The sequence below is a fragment of the Streptomyces sp. NPDC126503 genome (assembly GCF_040302405.1).
GTDB lineage: Bacteria > Actinomycetota > Actinomycetes > Streptomycetales > Streptomycetaceae > Streptomyces > Streptomyces gulbargensis.
Genome location: NZ_JBEORS010000027.1, coordinates 70,368 through 87,479 on the forward strand (window position 1 = coordinate 70,368; position 17,112 = coordinate 87,479).

The 17,112-nt window shown below is 72.2% G+C and carries 14 protein-coding genes, 4 tRNA genes, 1 other RNA gene and 1 pseudogene; 13 read left to right on the forward strand and 7 right to left on the reverse strand.

The window, feature by feature from the left end; all coding sequences use genetic code 11:
• Nucleotides 1-45 precede the first annotated feature (45 nt).
• The 7 genes from ABTY40_RS26815 (at nucleotide 46) to ABTY40_RS26845 (ending at nucleotide 4,468) form a co-directional block, all read left to right on the forward strand.
• Nucleotides 46-117: transfer RNA gene (locus ABTY40_RS26815), tRNA-Gly, on the forward strand.
• 80 nt (nucleotides 118-197) lie between these two features.
• Nucleotides 198-270: transfer RNA gene (locus ABTY40_RS26820), tRNA-Gly, on the forward strand.
• Between the two features lie 145 nt (nucleotides 271-415).
• Entirely contained in the window at nucleotides 416-1,408 is a 993-nt protein-coding gene (locus tag ABTY40_RS26825; protein WP_352061870.1) for an ABC transporter ATP-binding protein, read from the forward strand.
• The gene (locus tag ABTY40_RS26830; protein WP_352061871.1) at nucleotides 1,405-2,229 is read left to right on the forward strand and encodes an ABC transporter permease; all 825 of its coding nucleotides are present in this window, start codon (nucleotides 1,405-1,407) and stop codon (nucleotides 2,227-2,229) included. The genes ABTY40_RS26825 and ABTY40_RS26830 overlap by 4 nt, the downstream gene beginning before the upstream one ends.
• Nucleotides 2,230-2,358: 129 nt before the next feature.
• On the forward strand, nucleotides 2,359-3,759 hold the full coding sequence (locus ABTY40_RS26835; RefSeq protein ID WP_352061872.1) for a sensor histidine kinase: 1,401 nt from the start codon (nucleotides 2,359-2,361) through the stop codon (nucleotides 3,757-3,759).
• Nucleotides 3,756-4,370 (forward strand): response regulator transcription factor, encoded by a 615-nt coding sequence (locus tag ABTY40_RS26840; protein ID WP_345287159.1) that lies wholly within the window; start codon nucleotides 3,756-3,758, stop codon nucleotides 4,368-4,370. The genes ABTY40_RS26835 and ABTY40_RS26840 overlap by 4 nt, the downstream gene beginning before the upstream one ends.
• A 22-nt stretch (nucleotides 4,371-4,392) precedes the next feature.
• Nucleotides 4,393-4,468: transfer RNA gene (locus tag ABTY40_RS26845), tRNA-Gly, on the forward strand.
• Between the two features lie 51 nt (nucleotides 4,469-4,519).
• On the opposite strand, the gene ABTY40_RS26850 is transcribed toward ABTY40_RS26845, so the two are convergent.
• The 6 genes from ABTY40_RS26850 to ffs all read right to left on the reverse strand — a co-directional run bounded on the left by ABTY40_RS26850 (nucleotide 4,520) and on the right by ffs (nucleotide 13,150).
• A complete protein-coding gene (locus ABTY40_RS26850; RefSeq protein ID WP_352061873.1) occupies nucleotides 4,520-5,419 on the reverse strand; it encodes a phosphoribosylaminoimidazolesuccinocarboxamide synthase in 900 nt (299 codons plus the stop codon).
• A 147-nt stretch (nucleotides 5,420-5,566) separates the two neighbouring features.
• A complete protein-coding gene (locus ABTY40_RS26855) occupies nucleotides 5,567-7,027 on the reverse strand; it encodes a N,N-dimethylformamidase beta subunit family domain-containing protein (RefSeq protein ID WP_352061874.1) in 1,461 nt (486 codons plus the stop codon).
• Between the two features lie 226 nt (nucleotides 7,028-7,253).
• The gene (locus ABTY40_RS26860; RefSeq protein ID WP_352061875.1) at nucleotides 7,254-9,224 is read right to left on the reverse strand and encodes a M48 family metalloprotease; all 1,971 of its coding nucleotides are present in this window, start codon (nucleotides 9,222-9,224) and stop codon (nucleotides 7,254-7,256) included.
• Nucleotides 9,225-9,477: 253 nt separating this feature from the next.
• Nucleotides 9,478-10,746 (reverse strand): phosphoribosylamine--glycine ligase, encoded by a 1,269-nt coding sequence (purD, locus tag ABTY40_RS26865; RefSeq protein ID WP_352061876.1) that lies wholly within the window; start codon nucleotides 10,744-10,746, stop codon nucleotides 9,478-9,480.
• A gap of 61 nt (nucleotides 10,747-10,807) precedes the next feature.
• Nucleotides 10,808-13,015, reverse strand: a complete 2,208-nt coding sequence (locus ABTY40_RS26870) for a DNA polymerase III subunit gamma and tau (protein WP_352061877.1) — start codon at nucleotides 13,013-13,015, stop codon at nucleotides 10,808-10,810.
• A gap of 36 nt (nucleotides 13,016-13,051) precedes the next feature.
• An RNA gene (ffs, locus tag ABTY40_RS26875) (signal recognition particle sRNA small type) lies at nucleotides 13,052-13,150 on the reverse strand.
• Between the two features lie 140 nt (nucleotides 13,151-13,290).
• On the opposite strand from ffs, the gene ABTY40_RS26880 reads away from it, so the two are divergent.
• From ABTY40_RS26880 to ABTY40_RS26890, 3 genes are all read left to right on the forward strand, one after another.
• Nucleotides 13,291-13,378 (forward strand) — tRNA-Ser (locus tag ABTY40_RS26880).
• A gap of 118 nt (nucleotides 13,379-13,496) precedes the next feature.
• Nucleotides 13,497-13,712, forward strand: a complete 216-nt coding sequence (locus ABTY40_RS26885) for a type II toxin-antitoxin system VapB family antitoxin (protein WP_352061878.1) — start codon at nucleotides 13,497-13,499, stop codon at nucleotides 13,710-13,712.
• A complete protein-coding gene (locus ABTY40_RS26890) occupies nucleotides 13,709-14,131 on the forward strand; it encodes a PIN domain nuclease (protein ID WP_352061879.1) in 423 nt (140 codons plus the stop codon). The genes ABTY40_RS26885 and ABTY40_RS26890 overlap by 4 nt, the downstream gene beginning before the upstream one ends.
• A gap of 210 nt (nucleotides 14,132-14,341) precedes the next feature.
• On the opposite strand, the gene ABTY40_RS26895 is transcribed toward ABTY40_RS26890, so the two are convergent.
• Complete coding sequence (locus ABTY40_RS26895; RefSeq protein WP_352061880.1) at nucleotides 14,342-14,497, reverse strand: hypothetical protein; 156 nt, start codon at nucleotides 14,495-14,497, stop codon at nucleotides 14,342-14,344.
• A gap of 943 nt (nucleotides 14,498-15,440) precedes the next feature.
• Here ABTY40_RS26895 and ABTY40_RS26900 point away from each other — a divergent pair.
• From ABTY40_RS26900 to ABTY40_RS26910, 3 genes and pseudogenes are all read left to right on the forward strand, one after another.
• Nucleotides 15,441-15,848, forward strand: a complete 408-nt coding sequence (locus tag ABTY40_RS26900; RefSeq protein ID WP_352061881.1) for a hypothetical protein — start codon at nucleotides 15,441-15,443, stop codon at nucleotides 15,846-15,848.
• A gap of 54 nt (nucleotides 15,849-15,902) precedes the next feature.
• Nucleotides 15,903-16,577, forward strand: a complete 675-nt coding sequence (locus tag ABTY40_RS26905; protein ID WP_352061882.1) for an ABC transporter ATP-binding protein — start codon at nucleotides 15,903-15,905, stop codon at nucleotides 16,575-16,577.
• A 68-nt stretch (nucleotides 16,578-16,645) separates the two neighbouring features.
• Nucleotides 16,646-17,112 (forward strand): annotated as a pseudogene (locus ABTY40_RS26910) (ABC transporter permease); the annotation flags it as partial.

Genomic DNA, 17,112 nt, shown 5'->3' on the forward strand with positions numbered 1-17,112 from the left:
CACGCCGAGGGGGCGAGGCCGACAAGGCCGAACCTCACGCAGCGTGCGGGTGTAGTTCAGTAGTAGAACATCCCCCTTCCAGGGGGAAGGCGCAGTGTGCGATCCCTGTCACCCGCTCTGCATCGCTCGACCGACCACTCCGGTGGATGCGGTAGAGTGGTGCTCGCACCGCCCGGTGAAAGCCGGTCGGGAGCAATGCGGACGTGGCTCAGTTGGTAGAGCATCACCTTGCCAAGGTGAGGGTCGCGAGTTCGAATCTCGTCGTCCGCTCAGGGAGCGAAGGCCCCGGTTCTCAGGAACCGGGGCCTTCGTCGTTCCCCGTCCTCGTCCCTCTCCCCGGCCGCATGACATTTGTCAGCGGGGGTGATGACAGCACGCACTGCTCCCCGGCCGCGCCCGGCGGCAGCCTGGACGCATGACACCTGCGATCGAGGCGACCGAGCTGCGCCGCACCTACGCCGGCGGCGCGTCCGGCGGCTCCGGGGAACGCTCTGGAGCGCGTGCCGCGACCCGTACCTCCCGGCGGTCCGCGCGCGGCTTCGACGCCGTACGCGGCATCTCCTTCAGCGTCCCGCGCGGCGAGATCTTCGCGCTCCTCGGCACCAACGGAGCCGGAAAGACCTCCACCGTCGAACTCCTGGAAGGCCTCGCCGCCCCGAGCGGCGGCACCGCCCGGGTCCTCGGCCACGACCCGTACCGCGAACGGTCCGCCGTCCGCCCCCGCATCGGCGTCATGCTCCAGGAAGGCGGCTTCCCCTCCGACCTGACCGTGGCCGAGACCGTACGGATGTGGGCCGGCTGCACCAGCGGCGCGCGCCCCGCCGGGGAGGTCCTCACCGCCACCGGGCTCGCCGGGCGGGAGCGCGTCCGGGTCAAACAGCTCTCCGGCGGTGAACGGCGCAGGCTCGACCTGGCGCTCGCCCTCCTCGGCCGCCCCGAGGTCCTCTTCCTCGACGAGCCCACCACCGGCCTCGACGCCGAGGGCCGCCGCGACACCTGGGAACTCGTCCGCGCCCTGCGCGCCGAGGGCACGACCGTCCTCCTCACCACCCACTACCTGGAGGAGGCCGAGACGCTCGCCGACCGGCTCGCGATCATGCACCAGGGCCGGATCGTCCTCTCCGGCACCCCGGCCGAGGTCACCGCCGCCCAGCCCGCCCGGATCCGCTTCACGCTCCCCGACGGCGTCCCCGCCGGCCGGCTCCCGCTCCGGCTGCGGGCCGCCGAGACCGCCGGCCGCGTCGAGATCCGTACCCACGCCCTCCAGGACGACCTGACCGAACTCCTCGGCTGGGCCCGCGAGGAGGGCGTACGGCTCGACGGGCTCGACGCCCGGTCCGCCTCCCTCGAAGAGGCCTTCCTCGACATCGCGTCCCGCACCGAACGGCAGGAGGCCGACGCCCGATGAGCACCACCCCGCCCTCCGCGTCCGTGACCGTCCCGGCGCCGGCGCCCGCCGGACGGGCCTCCACGACCCGCACCCGGCTCGCCGCCCTCGGCCGCGCCGAACTGACCCTCCTCGGGCGCAACCGGAACAACCTCTTCATCGCGGTGCTCATGCCGCTGCTCATGGTGTTCCTGCTGCGCTCCTCGCTCGGCGGCCTCGACTCCGAGACCCTGCCGATGGGCACCGGGGCGGCCACCCTCATCGGCGGCACCGGCATGATCGTGCTGCTCGTCGTCTACATGGGACTCGTCTCCAGCCTGGTCGCCCGGCGGGAGGAGCTGGTCCTCAAGCGGCTGCGCACGGGGGAGGCGAGCGACGCCGAGATCCTCGCCGGGGCCTCCCTGCCCTCCGCCGCCATCGCCCTCGTCCAGTGCGCGGTCCTCACCGTCGCCGGGTTCGCGGTCCTGGACGTGGCCGCTCCCGCCCGCCCCGACCTGCTGGTCCTCGGCCTCCTCGCCGCGATCGCGCTCATGGCCGGGCTCGCCGCCGTCACCACGGCCGTCACCCGCTCCGTGGAGAGCGCCGGGCTCACCACCCTGCCGCTGTTCCTCGTCTCCGCCTTCGGCTCCGGCCTCTTCGTCCCCCGCGACGCGCTGCCGCCGCTCGCCGCCGACCTGTGCGGGCTCCTGCCCCTCAGCGGCGTCATGGAGTTCGTCCGCGCCGGCTGGCTCGGGACGGCGCACGCGGAAAGCCTCCTCACCGCCGCGCTCAATACGGTGGCCTGGGGCGTCCTCACCGGCTGGGCGGTCCGGCAGTGGTTCCGCTGGGAGCCGCGGCGCTAGGGTCTTTCTTTCGGATCAGGCCGGATCAGGGAGCGGCGTCTGGTGCGTGCCAGGCGACGCGAGCCCGGCAAGATCCGAAAGACAGGCCCTAGGAGAGGCCGGTGGTTCGGGGAAGGGGGGACCGGAGGCATGTCCGGACTGACGGGGTGGTGGTCCCGGCGCAGCAGCGCGGCCAAGGTCGAGCTGTACACCCGGTGGACCTTCCACATCTTCGCGCCGCTGGAGGTCGTCTCGCTCGGCGGCATCCCGCTGGGCCGGGACGCGCGCAGCCCGCTCGGGACGACGGGGGCGGTCGCCCTCTCCCTGGCGGTCTGTCTCCACGCCCTGCTCTGCGCGGTGCTGTCGTCCCGCGCCCTCGACCACACCACGGGCAAGCGGGAGCGGCCCGTCCGGCTCGCCCTGGTGGTGGCGTCCGTGACGGCGGGCGCCGGGGTCCTCCTGAACGTCCTGTGGGCGACCGGCGCGATGCCCGACGGGGCGGTCAACGTGAGCGTCCTGGCCGGCGCCGCCGTCTTCACCGTCGGCGCCGTCGTGCTCTGTGTGGACCGGGTACGGCACATCACGGGCACCGTCCTGGTCGCCGCGCTCGCCACCGGCGGTCCGGTGGCCGCCGCCGGCAACGGCCTGCCGGAGGCCGCCGGTTCCACTCTCGGCGTCCTCATCGGCGGCTGCTTCGTCGCCATGGCGTGCGGCTTCTCCTCCTGGCTGCTCGGGGTCGTGCGGGAGCTGGAACGCTCCAGGGACCTCAAGGCCCGGCTCGCCGTCGCCGAGGAACGGCTGCGCTTCGGCCGGGACCTGCACGACGTCATGGGCCGCAACCTGTCCGTCATCGCCCTCAAGAGCGAACTCGCCGTCCAGCTGGCCCGGCGCGGGCGCCCGGAGGCCGTGGACCAGATGGTGGAGGTGCAGCGGATCGCCCACGAGTCGCAGCGTGAGGTCCGCGAGGTCGTCCGCGGCTACCGCGAGGCCGATCTGCGGGTGGAACTGGAGGGGGCCCGGGGCGTCCTGGGCGCGGCCGGCATCGACTGCGCGGTGGACGCCCCGCCGCTGGACCTGCCGGACGAGGTCCAGTCGGCGCTGGGGTGGGTCGTCCGGGAGACCACGACGAACGTCCTGCGGCACGGGGACGCGCGCCGCTGCTCGATCGTGCTCCGCGCGGAACCGGGCGCTGTGCTGCTGACCGTCGAGAACGACGGCGCGGGGGTGACGGCGGAGGGCGCCGGGGCGGCCGGGTCCGCGGCGGGGGCCCGGGGGCCGGGCTCAGGTCTGGCCGGGCTGCGGGAACGCCTCGGCGCGGTGGACGGCACCCTGGCCGCCGGCCCGGCCGCCCCCCACTCCTTCCGCGTGACCGCCCGGGTGCCACTGCCCCGCGCCGGTCGCCGGACCGCGGTGGGTACGGGCCGGCGGAGCGGTACCGGGGGCGGAGTGGCCGACGACCTCGCGCAGATTCCCGTACCCGGCCGCCCCGCCGGGGACGATTCCGGCGACCCCGTGGGCGAAACCGCCCGGAGAGAGGAGGCGGTCTCGTGACCGACCCCGTGCGCGTGCTGCTCGCCGACGACGAGCACCTCATCCGCGGCGCGCTCGCCGCCCTGCTCGGTCTCGAGGACGACCTGGTCGTCGTCGCCGAGGCCGCGACCGGACCCGAGGCGCTGGCCATGGCCCGGGCGCACCGGCCCGACGTCGCCGTGCTCGATCTCCAGATGCCCGGGGCGGACGGCGTGACGGTCGCCACATCCATCCGGGAGGAGCTCCCCGGTTGCCGCACCATGATCGTGACCGGTCACGGCCGGCCCGGGCACCTGAAGAGGGCCCTCGCGGCGGGCGTCCGCGGCTTCGTCCCGAAGACGGTCAGCGCCCAGCGGCTCGCCGAGATCATCCGTACCGTCCATGCCGGAAACCGTTACGTGGACCCGGAGTTGGCGGCCGACGCCATCGCCGCGGGCGACTCCCCCCTGACCGCGCGGGAGGCCGAGGTCCTGGAGTGCGCCGCCGACGGAGCCCCCGTCTCGGAGATCGCCCGGCGCGCCTCGCTCTCCCCCGGCACCGTCCGGAACTACCTGTCCTCCGCCGCCGCGAAACTCGGTGCCGAGAACCGGCACACGGCGGTGCGCCTCGCGCGCTCCAAAGGTTGGGTATAGTAGTTCCCGCGCTACGGCGCATGCGGACGTGGCTCAGTTGGTAGAGCATCACCTTGCCAAGGTGAGGGTCGCGAGTTCGAATCTCGTCGTCCGCTCCACGAAGAAGCCCCCGGTCGATCCGACCGGGGGCTTTCTCGTGTCCGGCCCGCTCAGCTCCAGGTGTTGCCGGTGAGGAGCTCGTACGCCTCGATGTACTTGGCGCGGGTGGCGTCCACGACCTCCTGCGGGAGGGCCGGCGGCGGCTGCTCGCTCCGGCGGTCCCAGCCGGAGGCGGGGGAGGTCAGCCAGTCGCGGACGAACTGCTTGTCGTACGAGGGCTGGGCGCGGCCCGGCTGCCACTGGTCGGCCGGCCAGAAGCGCGAGGAGTCCGGGGTGAGGACCTCGTCGGCGAGCACCAGGTGCTCCCCGCGGAACCCGAACTCGAACTTGGTGTCGGCGAGGATGATGCCCCGCTCGCGGGCGATGTCCCGGGCGCGGGAGTACACGGCGAGGGTGACCTGGCGCAGCATGGCGGCGGTCTCGGCGCCGATCTGGCGGGCCACCTCCTCGTACGAGACGTTCTCGTCGTGGTCGCCGACGGCGGCCTTGGTGGCCGGGGTGAAGATCGGCGCGGGCAGCTCGGACCCGTCACCGAGCCCCTCGGGGAGCGCGAGGCCGCAGACCGTGCGGGACTCGTTGTACTCGACGAGGCCCGAGCCGGTGAGGTAGCCGCGGGCGACACATTCCACCGGGACCATGTTCAGCGAGGAGCAGATCAGGGTGCGGCCCGCCCAGTCGGCGGGGGCGCCGGCCGGCAGCTCGGTGGACAGGACGTGGTGCGGCACCAGGTCGGACAGCCGGTCGAACCACCAGAGGGACAGCTGCGTGAGGACCCGTCCCTTGTCGGGGATCTCGCTCGGCAGCACCCAGTCGTACGCGGACATGCGGTCGCTCGCCACCATCACGAGATCGCCGTCCTCGTTGCGGTAAAGGTCGCGGACCTTGCCCGTGTGGAGATGGGTCAGGCCCGGGACCTGGACGGGCTCGGGCTTTTCTACGAATCCGGACACGGTTCCTCCGCGTAGGTTGATCCAGGAGCGCATCGATTCTCTCGCACCGGAACGAGCCGTCGGCGGGCGGGCCCGGTCTGCTCCGATCGGACACCCGTCGGAGCCTGTCGCGCTCGGTCCCTCCCGGTCGAGCGCGGTCGGTCCCGGTCAGTCCCTCTTACAGATCCGGTCGAGGAGGTTGGCGGTGGCGCGCTGGACACGGGCGTCGACATGGCCCGGCCGGTCCAGCGCCGGCGACCAGGCGAAGGTCCCGGAGGCGAACACCCACGCACCCGACGGAGCCCGGTACAGCGAGGTCTCCTGGTGGCGCAGCGCGCCCTCGCCGTCCTGGTAGGGCGAGTGGGCGAGCAGCATGCGGCCCTCGTGCTCGGGCAGCGGTGTACGCGGGAAGTAGCGGTCGGCCTCGCCCGCGACCAGGCCCGGCAGCTCGTCGCCCTCCCCGGCCCCGGTGGCCTCCCAGAGCCAGTGGCCGGCGTTCCGTACGACCAGCGGGTGCGGTTCGGGCACCCGGCCCGCGTACTGGATGCCGAGGAGCTGCTGCTCGGGCCGGTCGACCTCGCGCCAGAGCGCGGGGCGGCCGGGCCCCCGGCGCTTGCGGCAGGTCAGCAGCCGGTCCGGCACCCCGGACGGGGACGGGCCCAGCTCCACCTGCCAGTACATGGTGTTGGCCGAGAGGAAGACGAGCGAGGTCCCCTGCTCCCGGGCGTGCTCGACGGTCCGGCGCATCGGCACCGACCAGTACTCGTCGTGCCCCGGGAAGACCAGCCCCCGGTACTTCGCCGGATCGACCCGCCCCGCGTGCAGGTCGCGCGTCTCGGCGTACGCCAGGTCGTAGCCGTACCGCTCCGCCCAGCGGATGAAGTCGTACGCGTGCCCCACGTGCAGCGGCAGGCCCGCGCCCGCGTAGGGGCGGTCGAAGGAGACGGTGACGGCCGCGTCCTCCTCGCCGAGCAGCCGGCCCTCCTCGTCCCACGCGTGGTACAGGCTCGCGCCGGTCCGCCCGTCCTCCGGATAGAGGTTGTACGCCTGCCAGGTCACGTCCGGCAGGACGAGCAGGAGGTCCGCCGGGTGGCTGTCCCGGACGGTGAAGGGGATGTGCGAGCGGTAGCCGTCGGCGGTGGTGAGGACGGCGACGTGCGCCCCGATCGACCAGTACGAGGGGACCTGGAGGCGCCAGGACTGCCACCAGTGGTGGCACGAGACCGTGCGGTCGGCGGTGAGCGGGGCCGGCTGGACGATCCCGGCGAGCCGGGGACTGGTGGTGATCTTGGCGGCGCCGTGACCGCCGTAGTGTCCGATCCGGTAGATGTCGACCGAGAACTGCTGCGGCGGGTCCACCGTGATGTGGAAATCGATCGACTCGCCCGGCGCGACGGCACCGTCCGAGGCGAAGCCCTTGATCTGGCGCCGCACGTCGTCGGCGGTGCGCGGACCTCCGCCGCCTCCGCGCGCGAGGGTCTCGTCGGCGTACCAGGGCACCAGCTGGCCCGTGTCGTCGAAGTAGTTCTCCGAGCCGCGCAGCCAGGGCAGCGGGCCCTGGCCGAAGGGATCGCTGACGGCGTGCGCGAGCGCTCCCGACTCCCATCGCCTGATCTGATCCGCCCCCATGCTGCGCCCCTCCCTCGACTCCCCCGGTCGGCTGCTTCGGCTGGTCGGTGCCTGTGGTGTGAATGGCTGTGGACCGCGAGGGAAACCCGTCGCGTCCGTCTCTGTCAGTGACGGTCTCCAGCACATCACATAACGCACGCACTCCGTCACCGTTCGTCGTGAATTGACGAGAGTGGAAGCCGCGGCTCCGGAAAATTTGCGGTGGACCAGGCGGGCGGCGAGAGCCTCATGCGAGCCGGACGGGCTTCTCCGCACGAACCCCGGTCGTCGTGAGCCAGGCCCGCAAGGGCTCCGGATCGCCGTCCTCGACCAGGGCCAGGACGCGGGGACCGAGGTCCGCCGCGCGTTCGCCCCCGACGAGCAGCGTCGGGCCGTCGAGCCAGTCCAGACCGGGGGCGGCCTCCGCCGTGTCCACGGCCGCGCAGCACACCATCGCCGTCACGTGGTCGGCGAGCAGGTCGCGGCCGGTACGGGGCGGCTCGATCGGACAGAGCGGCAGCGGGCCGTCCGGGCCGCCGACGATCACGGGGGAGGTGGCGGAGCCGGTTCCCTCGGCGGTCCCTCCGCCGGGGCCGTCCTCGCGGCCGGCTGCGGCGGAGGCCGCCCGCGCCTCCCGCTCCGCCTCCTCCCGTGCGAGATGCGCGGTGAGGGCCCCGGCCAGGGCCTCGGCCGCCGCGTTCCTGACGGGATCCTCGTCCTCCGGAAAAACCGCGTCCGCGTCCGCGTCAACGGCGAAGTCGGGGTCGACGCCGGGCGCGTGGGTGGCGGGGGCGGCCGGTGCGGGAGTGGTGGTCGTGGTGCCGGGTGCGCCGGTGCGGGCCGGACCGGCCGGAACGGGCCCCACGGGTCCGCCCGGGAGCGGCCCGGTGTCCGCGCCGGCGGGGAGGGTCAGGTGCGCGATCACCCGGGTCAGGGTCGGGCCCACCCCGGTCCGCACCCCGCCCGGGGCCGCTTCCGCGACGCCCATCCGGTCCAGGACCTCGTGCAGACGGGCCGCGTCCGTACGCCACTTCCGGTCCACGACCTCCTCCGGGTACCGGCTCCACTCCACCGGGCTCCAGCCGGGCCCCGTCTCGGCCGGGCCCCCGTGGAAGAGGCGGGCGGCCAGCAGGGAGGTCGCCTCGTCGACGGCGCCCGGCTCCTCCAGGAGGTCGCAGGCCGGGCGCTCGCCCAGCCGCGCCGCGTACCCCTCGGCGAGCCGGTCGCGGCGGGAGAGTTCGGTGAGGGCGGAGACCACGCCCGCGTCCAGCCGGGCGGGCCAGCGGCCCATCCGCCAGGCGGGCAGCGCCACCCGGGTCAGGAGCCGGTCCCAGCCGGCGTACGCCAGGCCGACCTGCTCCTGCGCCACGATCCGTACCCCGTAGTCGACGGCCTGGGCCCGCTCCGAGCCGGCGGCGGCCACCCCGCGCTCCATCTCTGCGGCGTGCCCCCGGCAGCCCCGCAACAGGATCCGGGCGACCCGCCCGACCGCGCGGGCGCCGAGCCTGCGCAGCGGATCGAGGTCGGTGCGGCGGGGCACGGCCACCGCCGCGTCGAGCCCGCGCACGAAGCGGCGGGCGGCGGCTATGTCCGGGTGGGCCGCCGGTCCCGTACCGGCGACGACGGGGGCGAGGACCGCGCGGAGCTCGCCCACGCGCATCCACCACAGGAACGGCGAGCCGATGACGAGCACGGGCGCGGCCGGCACGCGGCCGGCGCCCCGGTCCCGGCCGGGGGCGCCCCGGTCCGGGCCGGATTGCGCGGGGCGACGGGCCCGGTGGGACCGGTGCGTGCGGTCCTCCAGCCAGCTGTCGCAGTCGGGGGTCAGCGCTATCGCGGAGGGCGCCGGGACGCCGAGCCGGTCGGCCAGCTCGCGCACCAGCCGGTAGAGATCGGGGGCCGCCTTCTCGGTCAGCTCCACCGTGGGCGTGACGGCGGGCCGGGCCCTGGCCACGACGAGCGCGACGGCGGCGGCCGCGAACAGGACCACGACCGCGAGGACGGTCACCACGGCACGGGCGGTGTCCCAGCCCGTGCCCGTGAGGAGGCCGGTGCCCCCGCCCGCGTACAGCACGACGGCGACCGCGGCGGGGAGCACGGCGAGGCCGAGGGCCCTGCCGCGCACGCGCAGGACGGCGAGCGCCCGGGAGCGCGCGGCGCGCGCGCCCCACTCCTCGCCGTGGCCGAGGCCGGAACCGGTACCGGACACGCCGTTCATCACCCCCTCCTGCCCTCGTCGGGACTGCCCGTGGCGGTGTTGGTCACTCCCCCACTGTGGCACCCGCCACTGACATCGCAATGCCGGTGGGCCAAGTGCCGGACGCCTGCGCCGCACCCTAGTTGGGGCGTCGGCGAGCGTCATCCGTATGGCCGGGCCGTCACTCGATGGAATGGCTTTGGGCAAAGGTGATGACGGTGGCGCCGTCGTGCGGTTCACTTCCTCTCCGCCGCACGACCGGCGCCCGTGCCGCTCAGACTCCGGTGCTCGCGGCGTCCTCCGCGGCCTTCCGCGCGATGTCCGTACGGTGCTGCGCGCCGTCAAGACGGATGCGGCCGACCGCCGCGTAGGCACGCTCGCGCGCCTGCGTCAGGTCCGTTCCGGTGGCGGTGACCGAGAGGACCCGGCCGCCCGCGCTCACGATCCGGTCGCCGTCCCGCTTCGTACCGGCGTGGAGGACGTACGCGTGCGGCGCGTCCCGCTCCGCCACCTCGGCCAGGCCCTCGATCGGGTCGCCGGTGCGCGGCGTCCCCGGGTAGTTGTGGCTCGCGACGACCACGGTGACGGCCGCCTCCTCGCGCCAGGCCAGCGGCTCCTGGTCGGCGAGGGTGCCGGTCGCGGCGCGCAGCAGCACACCCGCGAGCGGGGTCTTGAGACGGGCCAGGACCACCTGGGTCTCGGGGTCGCCGAAGCGGGCGTTGAACTCGATGACCCGCACGCCCCGGCTCGTGATCGCCAGGCCCGCGTAGAGCAGGCCGGAGAACGGGGTGCCGCGGCGGCGCAGCTCGTCGACGGTCGGCTGCAGGACGGTCTCCATGACCTCGTCCACCAGCTTCGGGTCGGCCCACGGCAGCGGCGAGTAGGCGCCCATGCCGCCGGTGTTCGGGCCCTCGTCGCCGTCGAGCGCGCGCTTGAAGTCCTGCGCGGGCTGCAGCGGGAGGACGGTCGTGCCGTCGGTGACGGCGAAGAGGGAGACCTCGGGGCCGTCCAGGAACTCCTCGATGACGACCCGCTCGCAGGCGAGGGCGTGCGCCCGGGCCTGCTCGACGTCCTCGGTCACCACGACGCCCTTGCCGGCCGCGAGACCGTCGTCCTTGACGACGTACGGGGCGCCGAAGGCGGCGAGGGCCTCGTCGATCTCGGCCGGGGTGGTGCAGACGTAGCTGCGGGCGGTGGGCACCTCGGCGCCCGCCATCACGTCCTTCGCGAAGGCCTTGGACCCCTCCAGGAGGGCCGCCTCGGCGGACGGGCCGAAGACGGGGACACCGACCACGCGCACGGCGTCGGCGACGCCGGCGACGAGCGGGGCCTCCGGGCCGACGACGACCAGGTCGGCGCCGAGCTCCGTGGCGAGGGCGGCGACCGCGCCGCCGTCGAGTTGGTCGACGGGGTGCAGCGCGGCGACCTCCGCGATTCCGGCGTTGCCGGGCGCGCAGTGCAGAGCGGTGACGTCGGGATCGAGGGAGAGAGAGCGGCACAGGGCGTGTTCGCGGGCGCCGCCGCCGATGACGAGGACCTTCACGCCAGCCAGGGTAGCCCGCCGGCCGGGACGGCCTTTGTGCGGGCCACCGAGCGAGACGGCCCTACTCGTTCGTGTATTCCTCCACAACGGTGGCCCCGAGCTCGCGGACGATCAGTTCGTGGCCCGACAGCGCGGACTCCACCAGGTCCGGGTCGTCCTCCTCCGGTACGTCGTCCTCCGGTGCCACCGAGCGCGGCGGCGGCGCCGAGGCCTGCGCCTGCGGCCCGGCGGACGGCGCCTGCTGGCCGGGGGCGGGCTGCGGAGCCCGTACGGGAGCGGACGCGCCCTGCCCGTAGGCGGACCCCGACGACGGACCCGCGCCGGGCTGGGGCGCCGAGCCCTGCCCGTACCCCTGGCCCTGGCCGTACCCCTGGCCCGGGCCGCTCCGCTGCGGCGGGCCGGACGTCTGGCTCTGCGCGACGGGACGGCCGCCGAAGGCACCGGCGGCGGGCGGCGGGTTGGCGCCGCCCGAGGGATCGACGATCGCCTCGATCTTCCAGTGCACGTTGAACTGCTCGGCCAGGGCCTGCTTCAGGACGTCCTCGCTGCCGCTGCTCGCGAAGTTGTCGCGGGCGCCTGCGTTGAGGAACCCCAGCTGGAGCGTGGTGCCGTCGAAGCCGGCCACCTGCGCGTTCTGGCTGAGCAGGATCCACGTGAAACGGCGCCGGTTCTTCACGGCGTCCAGGATCGACGGCCACATGTTCCGCACCTGGGCCGCTCCCTGCGCCATGTCCCCGGCCCCGGCGGCGGGCGCGGGCGCGGACACGGCAGGCTGGGCGGCCGGAGCGGGCCCCTGCGGCGGGGCGGCGGGCGCGGAGGCCCCGGGCCAGGCACCGGGCGCCCCGCCACCGGGCCGGGCGGCTCCGGGCCACGCCCCGGGCCGGGGCGCGTCGGACTGCGGCGCGTCCTGCGGAGGCTGGACCGCCTGCGCCGGTCCCTGGACGGGCTGGGGCTGAGCGGGCTGGGCCGGCGGCGGCGGTGCGGGGGCCGCGGCGGCCGGCAGCGGCGGCGGGGCCATCGGCGTGTGGGCGTCGGGTCCCGGCACGTACGCCATGGCCGGCGCGGGCGGTCCGGGCGTGAAGACCGGCCCGGGGGCGGCTCCCGCCGTGGCGGCTCCGCGCTCCAGCCGGTCGAGCCGGGCCTGCGTCGAACGCTCGTCGTCGAAGGCGGCGGGCAGCAGCACGCGCGCGCAGATCAGCTCCAGCTGGAGCCGGGGGGAGGTGGCGCCGCGCATCTCGGTCAGCCCGGCGTTCACCAGGTCCGCCGCCCGGCTCAGCTCGGCAGCGCCGAAGACGGAGGCCTGTGCCTGCATGCGCTCGATGACATCGGCCGGCGCGTCGACCAGCCCCTTCTCGGCGGCGTCGGGCACGGCGGCCAGGATCACCAGGTCACGCAGCCGCTCCAGGAGATCCGCGACGAACCGGCGCGGATCGTTGCCGCCCTCGATGACCCGGTCCACGATCTCGAAGGCCGCGGCCCCGTCCCCGGCGGCGAACGCGTCCACCACCGAGTCCAGCAGCGACCCGTCCGTGTACCCGAGGAGCGAGGTGGCCATGGCGTACGTCACACCGTCGTCGGCCGCGCCCGCGAGGAGCTGGTCCATCACCGACATCGAGTCACGCACCGAGCCCGCGCCCGCGCGCACGACCAGCGGCAGCACCCCGTCCTCGACGGGGATGCCCTCGCGCCCGCACACCTCGCCCAGGTAGTCGCGGAGCGTGCCCGGCGGCACCAGGCGGAAGGGGTAGTGGTGCGTCCGGGAGCGGATGGTCCCGATGACCTTCTCCGGCTCCGTCGTCGCGAAGATGAACTTGAGGTGCTCCGGCGGCTCCTCGACCACCTTCAGGAGGGCGTTGAAGCCCGCCGAGGTGACCATGTGGGCCTCGTCGATGATGTAGATCTTGTACCGGCTGGAGGCCGGCCCGAAGAAGGCCTTCTCCCGCAGCTCACGGGCGTCGTCCACACCACCGTGCGAGGCCGCGTCGATCTCGATGACATCGATGGACCCCGGCCCGTTCCGCGCGAGATCCCGGCAGGACTGGCACTCCCCGCACGGCGTCGGCGTCGGCCCCTGCTCGCAGTTCAGACACCGGGCCAGGATCCGGGCGCTGGTCGTCTTCCCACACCCACGGGGGCCGCTGAACAGGTACGCGTGGTTGACCCGGTTGTTCCGCAGGGCCTGCTGCAACGGGTCGGTGACATGCTCCTGCCCGATGACCTCGGCGAAGGACTCGGGACGATAGCGGCGGTAGAGCGCGAGAGACGACACGTATACGAGGTTATAGGCGCCCACCGACAACCCGGGAACGCAAGCGCCCCCCACGCACCCGCCAGAGCCGACCTACCCTTGCTGCCTTCCGGCCCTGGGGGAGTTCAGTCAGATAGCGCCGCGTGAGGGGCTCCGCCCAGCCTACCCGATCCCCCGCCCCCCGATGACCCGCCTCCCCCACCCCGATCTCTCCGGCGACCCTCCGGGGACCCTCCCGGGACCCCCTCCCGGATCGAGTTCGCGAGCACCCCCTTCGGTCATGTAATGTTCCCGGCGGAGGATTCGCCTAGAGGCCTAGGGCGCACGCTTGGAAAGCGTGTTGGGGGCAACCCCTCACGAGTTCGAATCTCGTATCCTCCGCCAGTGCCTCACCGGGCACGATGTCGAAGGGCCCCACCGTTCGCGGTGGGGCCCTTCGACGTTGTCGCCCGCGAGGCGCTGTATATACTTACGGGCACACTTGATATCAAGCGAGGTGCCCATGAGTCGCACGGTGATAGATCTCGACGACGAGTTGTTGGCCGACGTGGCGCAGGCCCTGGGAACGTCCACGAAGAAGGAGACGGTCAACACCGCCCTGCGTGAGGTGCTCGAAAACCGGCGTCGGGCGCTCGCGCTGACCCGGCTGCGGGCGGCCGCCGACACGGGTGCGTTCGATCTGGATCTCTTCGAGGACAAACGGAACTACCGCCGGTGAGTGCGGCGCAGTTCCTGATCGACACCAGCGCCCTCGCCCGGTTCCTGTGCCCGGACGCCGAACAGTACGGGTGGGACCAGGCGGCCTCCGCCGGCCTGATCGCGACGTGTCCCATCACAGAACTCGAATTCTTCTACAGCGCCCGGTCCACCGCCGATCGCGAACAGGGGATCGCGGACTTGCGCGGCATCTTCACGTGGGTGCCCGTCGACGACCGCGCCTACGACCGGGCGTGGCAGGTGCAAGCTCTGCTGACCAAGCGCGGTGAACACCGCAGCGCGGGAGCGGTGGACCTCCTCGTAGCGGCGACCGCAGAGCTCCAGGGGCTGACCCTTCTCCACCGCGATCACGACTTCACCTGCATCGCAGCCGTCACCGGCCAGGCACTCCAGTGGTACGGCCCGGAACCCGGTAAGTAACCGTCTGCGAGAGCTGGCCCGGTCGGCCTCCCGGACTCGTTGCAGCGTGGCTCTCGACCCGGGCTGACGCCGACTGTGGGTATCAGCCCCACCGTTGCGCATGGTCGGCACCCGCTCGTAGCTCGGAGGCCCGAACCAGGGGATCGTCGATCCCCATCGCTTCCATCACGAACGCAACTGAAGCGACGTACCGGCCTTTCGCTGCGGGGTTCACCTGCCGCCCTCCTGAGAATCGTCTTCCTCGCAGGAGTCGTCATGAAGTGCCCCGGCCACCTCGTGATCGAGCAGATCGTCCAGGACGCCCCAGTGGTGCAGCGTCGCCCCCATGCGCTCTCCATCGATCCGCTCCTGTAGTGAGGCGGACACGTCATCGACTGTTTCATCTCCCAGGCCTCTCGGGGGGTGAGTAATTCTCGTCAGGGCGCCACACAAAATCGAGCAGGGACTGTGGGTCCGTCGTCCGTTCCAGAAAATCCGCACGCGGCATTCGCTGCCCTGACCACCTTCGTGCGGATGTCGGGGCTGCCGCTGGACTCCGCCAGCCCGTACAAGGCGTCGAAAATCATGGACGCCTTCACATCCGCCACATCGACGTGAAGCGTTGCCGATGCCTTGCGGGCCGACTTCCTCAGGTACGGGACGACGAAGTACAAGGCAAACAACTTCGGCGTGCCAGGCCAGGTGCTCACTCGCGGCACACACATCTCCAGGCGGATGAGGACAGACCAGCTGGCCCCGGAGAAGCTGAACGACCTGCAGCTCGATCGACTTGAAAATCTCTGCCGAAGGCAGTACCGGCACGGGCTCACTCCTGTTCGTTTCGCCGGCCGACAGGAGACTGGCCACCGAGCGGGCAAACCATCCGGGACCGTCCGGACCTCCTGTGCGTGTGGAGCCATGAGTTGCCCCGCCGTTTCAGGGCAGGCCCGAGGCACGGTCAACAGGGCACCACCGGGGAAGATCGACACGCAGCGTGGGTTGACCTGCGGCACCGGCGACGGCGACGGGATCCGACCGGGTTCCGGTTGACCGGCCGGAAAGTTGCGGGCACAGGAGAGAAGAGCCGCTTGATACCGCACTCTCACCGATGTACCCGCCACCTCACGTCCGTCACCAGGGCGCATCGGTGTTTGCTGCCGGCTCTCACCGTCCACCGTGAGACGGGTAAACACGGGGCGGCACCTTGATGAGGGCGGATTCACTGCTTCGGGGCTAAAAAATCGGCAGAGACGTTACTGCGCCTTCCGGAGGACTGCGCTTCCGATACTTTCTGCTGCAACCCGCCCGTACGGACTATACAGGGGTATTCATGCGGAAGTTGGCAGTAGCGGCGGTCGCCGCGAGTCTTTTCTTCGGTGGGATGGGAGCAGCAGTGGCCGACTCCTGGAAGGAAATGACGATGACGACGAACGGCGCCTCGTTCAAGGGTAGGTACACCTGGCAGCCGAAGAATCAGCCACCGAGCGGCCTCCACATTCAGGGAGTACTGCGGGACGAGTCCGCCACGGACCACCACAACGTCTATCTCGAATCGAAGATCGCGGAGTACCCGAAGAAGCGCATCAAGGGAGTTCAGAAGGGGGATGTCAAGGTCGACAAGGTGCTCTACGACCCCGCACTGCAAGTCACACGCAAGGTGGAAGTTCGGCTGTGTCGGGACCGCGGATCCTTCCGCCCGGACAACTGCTCACCGCTTCGAACCTTCGAGCGTAACTAGCCGGTGATTCGGGGAGCCGCCGGCAGGCGGCTCCCTTCCAGGGAGTGCCTCACTATGGACATCATTCTCCGCGCGGAAAGCGTGGACCTCTTCTACGGAACGCATCAGGCAGTGCGAAGTGCTGACTTCTCTTTGGAACGCGGCGAAGTCGCCGCCATCATGGGGAGCAGCGGGTCGGGCAAGTCGTCCCTCCTCTACTGCCTGGCGGGTATTCTGCCACCCTCCAACGGGAAGGTCGTATTCGACGGCATCGAATTGTCATCCCTGCCGGACGGGGAATTGAGCGCACTCAGGCGCGGGCGCCTCGGCTTCGTCTTTCAGTACGGAGAGCTGCTTCCCGAATTGACCGCCGAGGAGAACGCCGCTCTTCCTCTGCGCCTGGCGGGCATCAGCAAGGAGCACGCCCACGCGGTCGCAGCCCAGGTTCTCGGGCGTCTCGGGATGAGTGATTTCCTCCGGCAGCGCACCTCCAAACTGTCAGGAGGCCAGAGTCAGCGCGTCGCTGTGGCGCGGGCGCTTGTCCACCGGCCGGACGTTGTATTCGCCGATGAACCGACCGGATCCCTTGACAGTTCCAACGCAGACACGGTCCTGAGTGAGTTTCTTTACCTGGCCCGGCGACAAAAAACTGCAGTAGTCATCGTCACGCATGACTCGACCGTGGCCTCGAAGGCCGACAAACAGTACACGATGACCGATGGAGTTCTGGCTCAACGGGTGGCTGTGTGAATGCTTTCCTGCTCGGCTTGCGTCTGCTCCGCGGAAGCAACCGCCGAGGACGCATCCGCTTCTCGTTGATGACCCTGGGCTCCGCACTGGGTGTGGCGTGTCTGGCAGCCGTTCTCACGATTCCGTCCATCGTCACGGCACACGACGCCCGCACCGCCGCTCGGGAGGCCCTCCCCGGTGACCCCTCGAGCAGCAGTTTCGTCCACGTGGAACACAAAGATCCGTATGGATCACGGCCACTGCGCCGGGTCTTCGTCGCCCGCGTCCGGCCCGGGCCTGGCCCGGTCCCGCCCGGTCTCACCGAACTCCCGGCAGCCGGTGAGGTTGTCGTCTCCCCAAAGTTGCGCGACCTTTTGGCAACGCATCCTGGCGTCAAAGGCCTCGTACCGGGGAGGGTGACCGGTGTCATCCGCCCCGAAGGTCTGGGCGGCCAGGAAGACCTCTACGCCTACATCGGCACCGAGGCGAAGGCCTTGCCTGACGCCGTTCCCCTCGGAACGTTCGGGAGCAAGTACTCGAGCCAAGAGGTCATCGA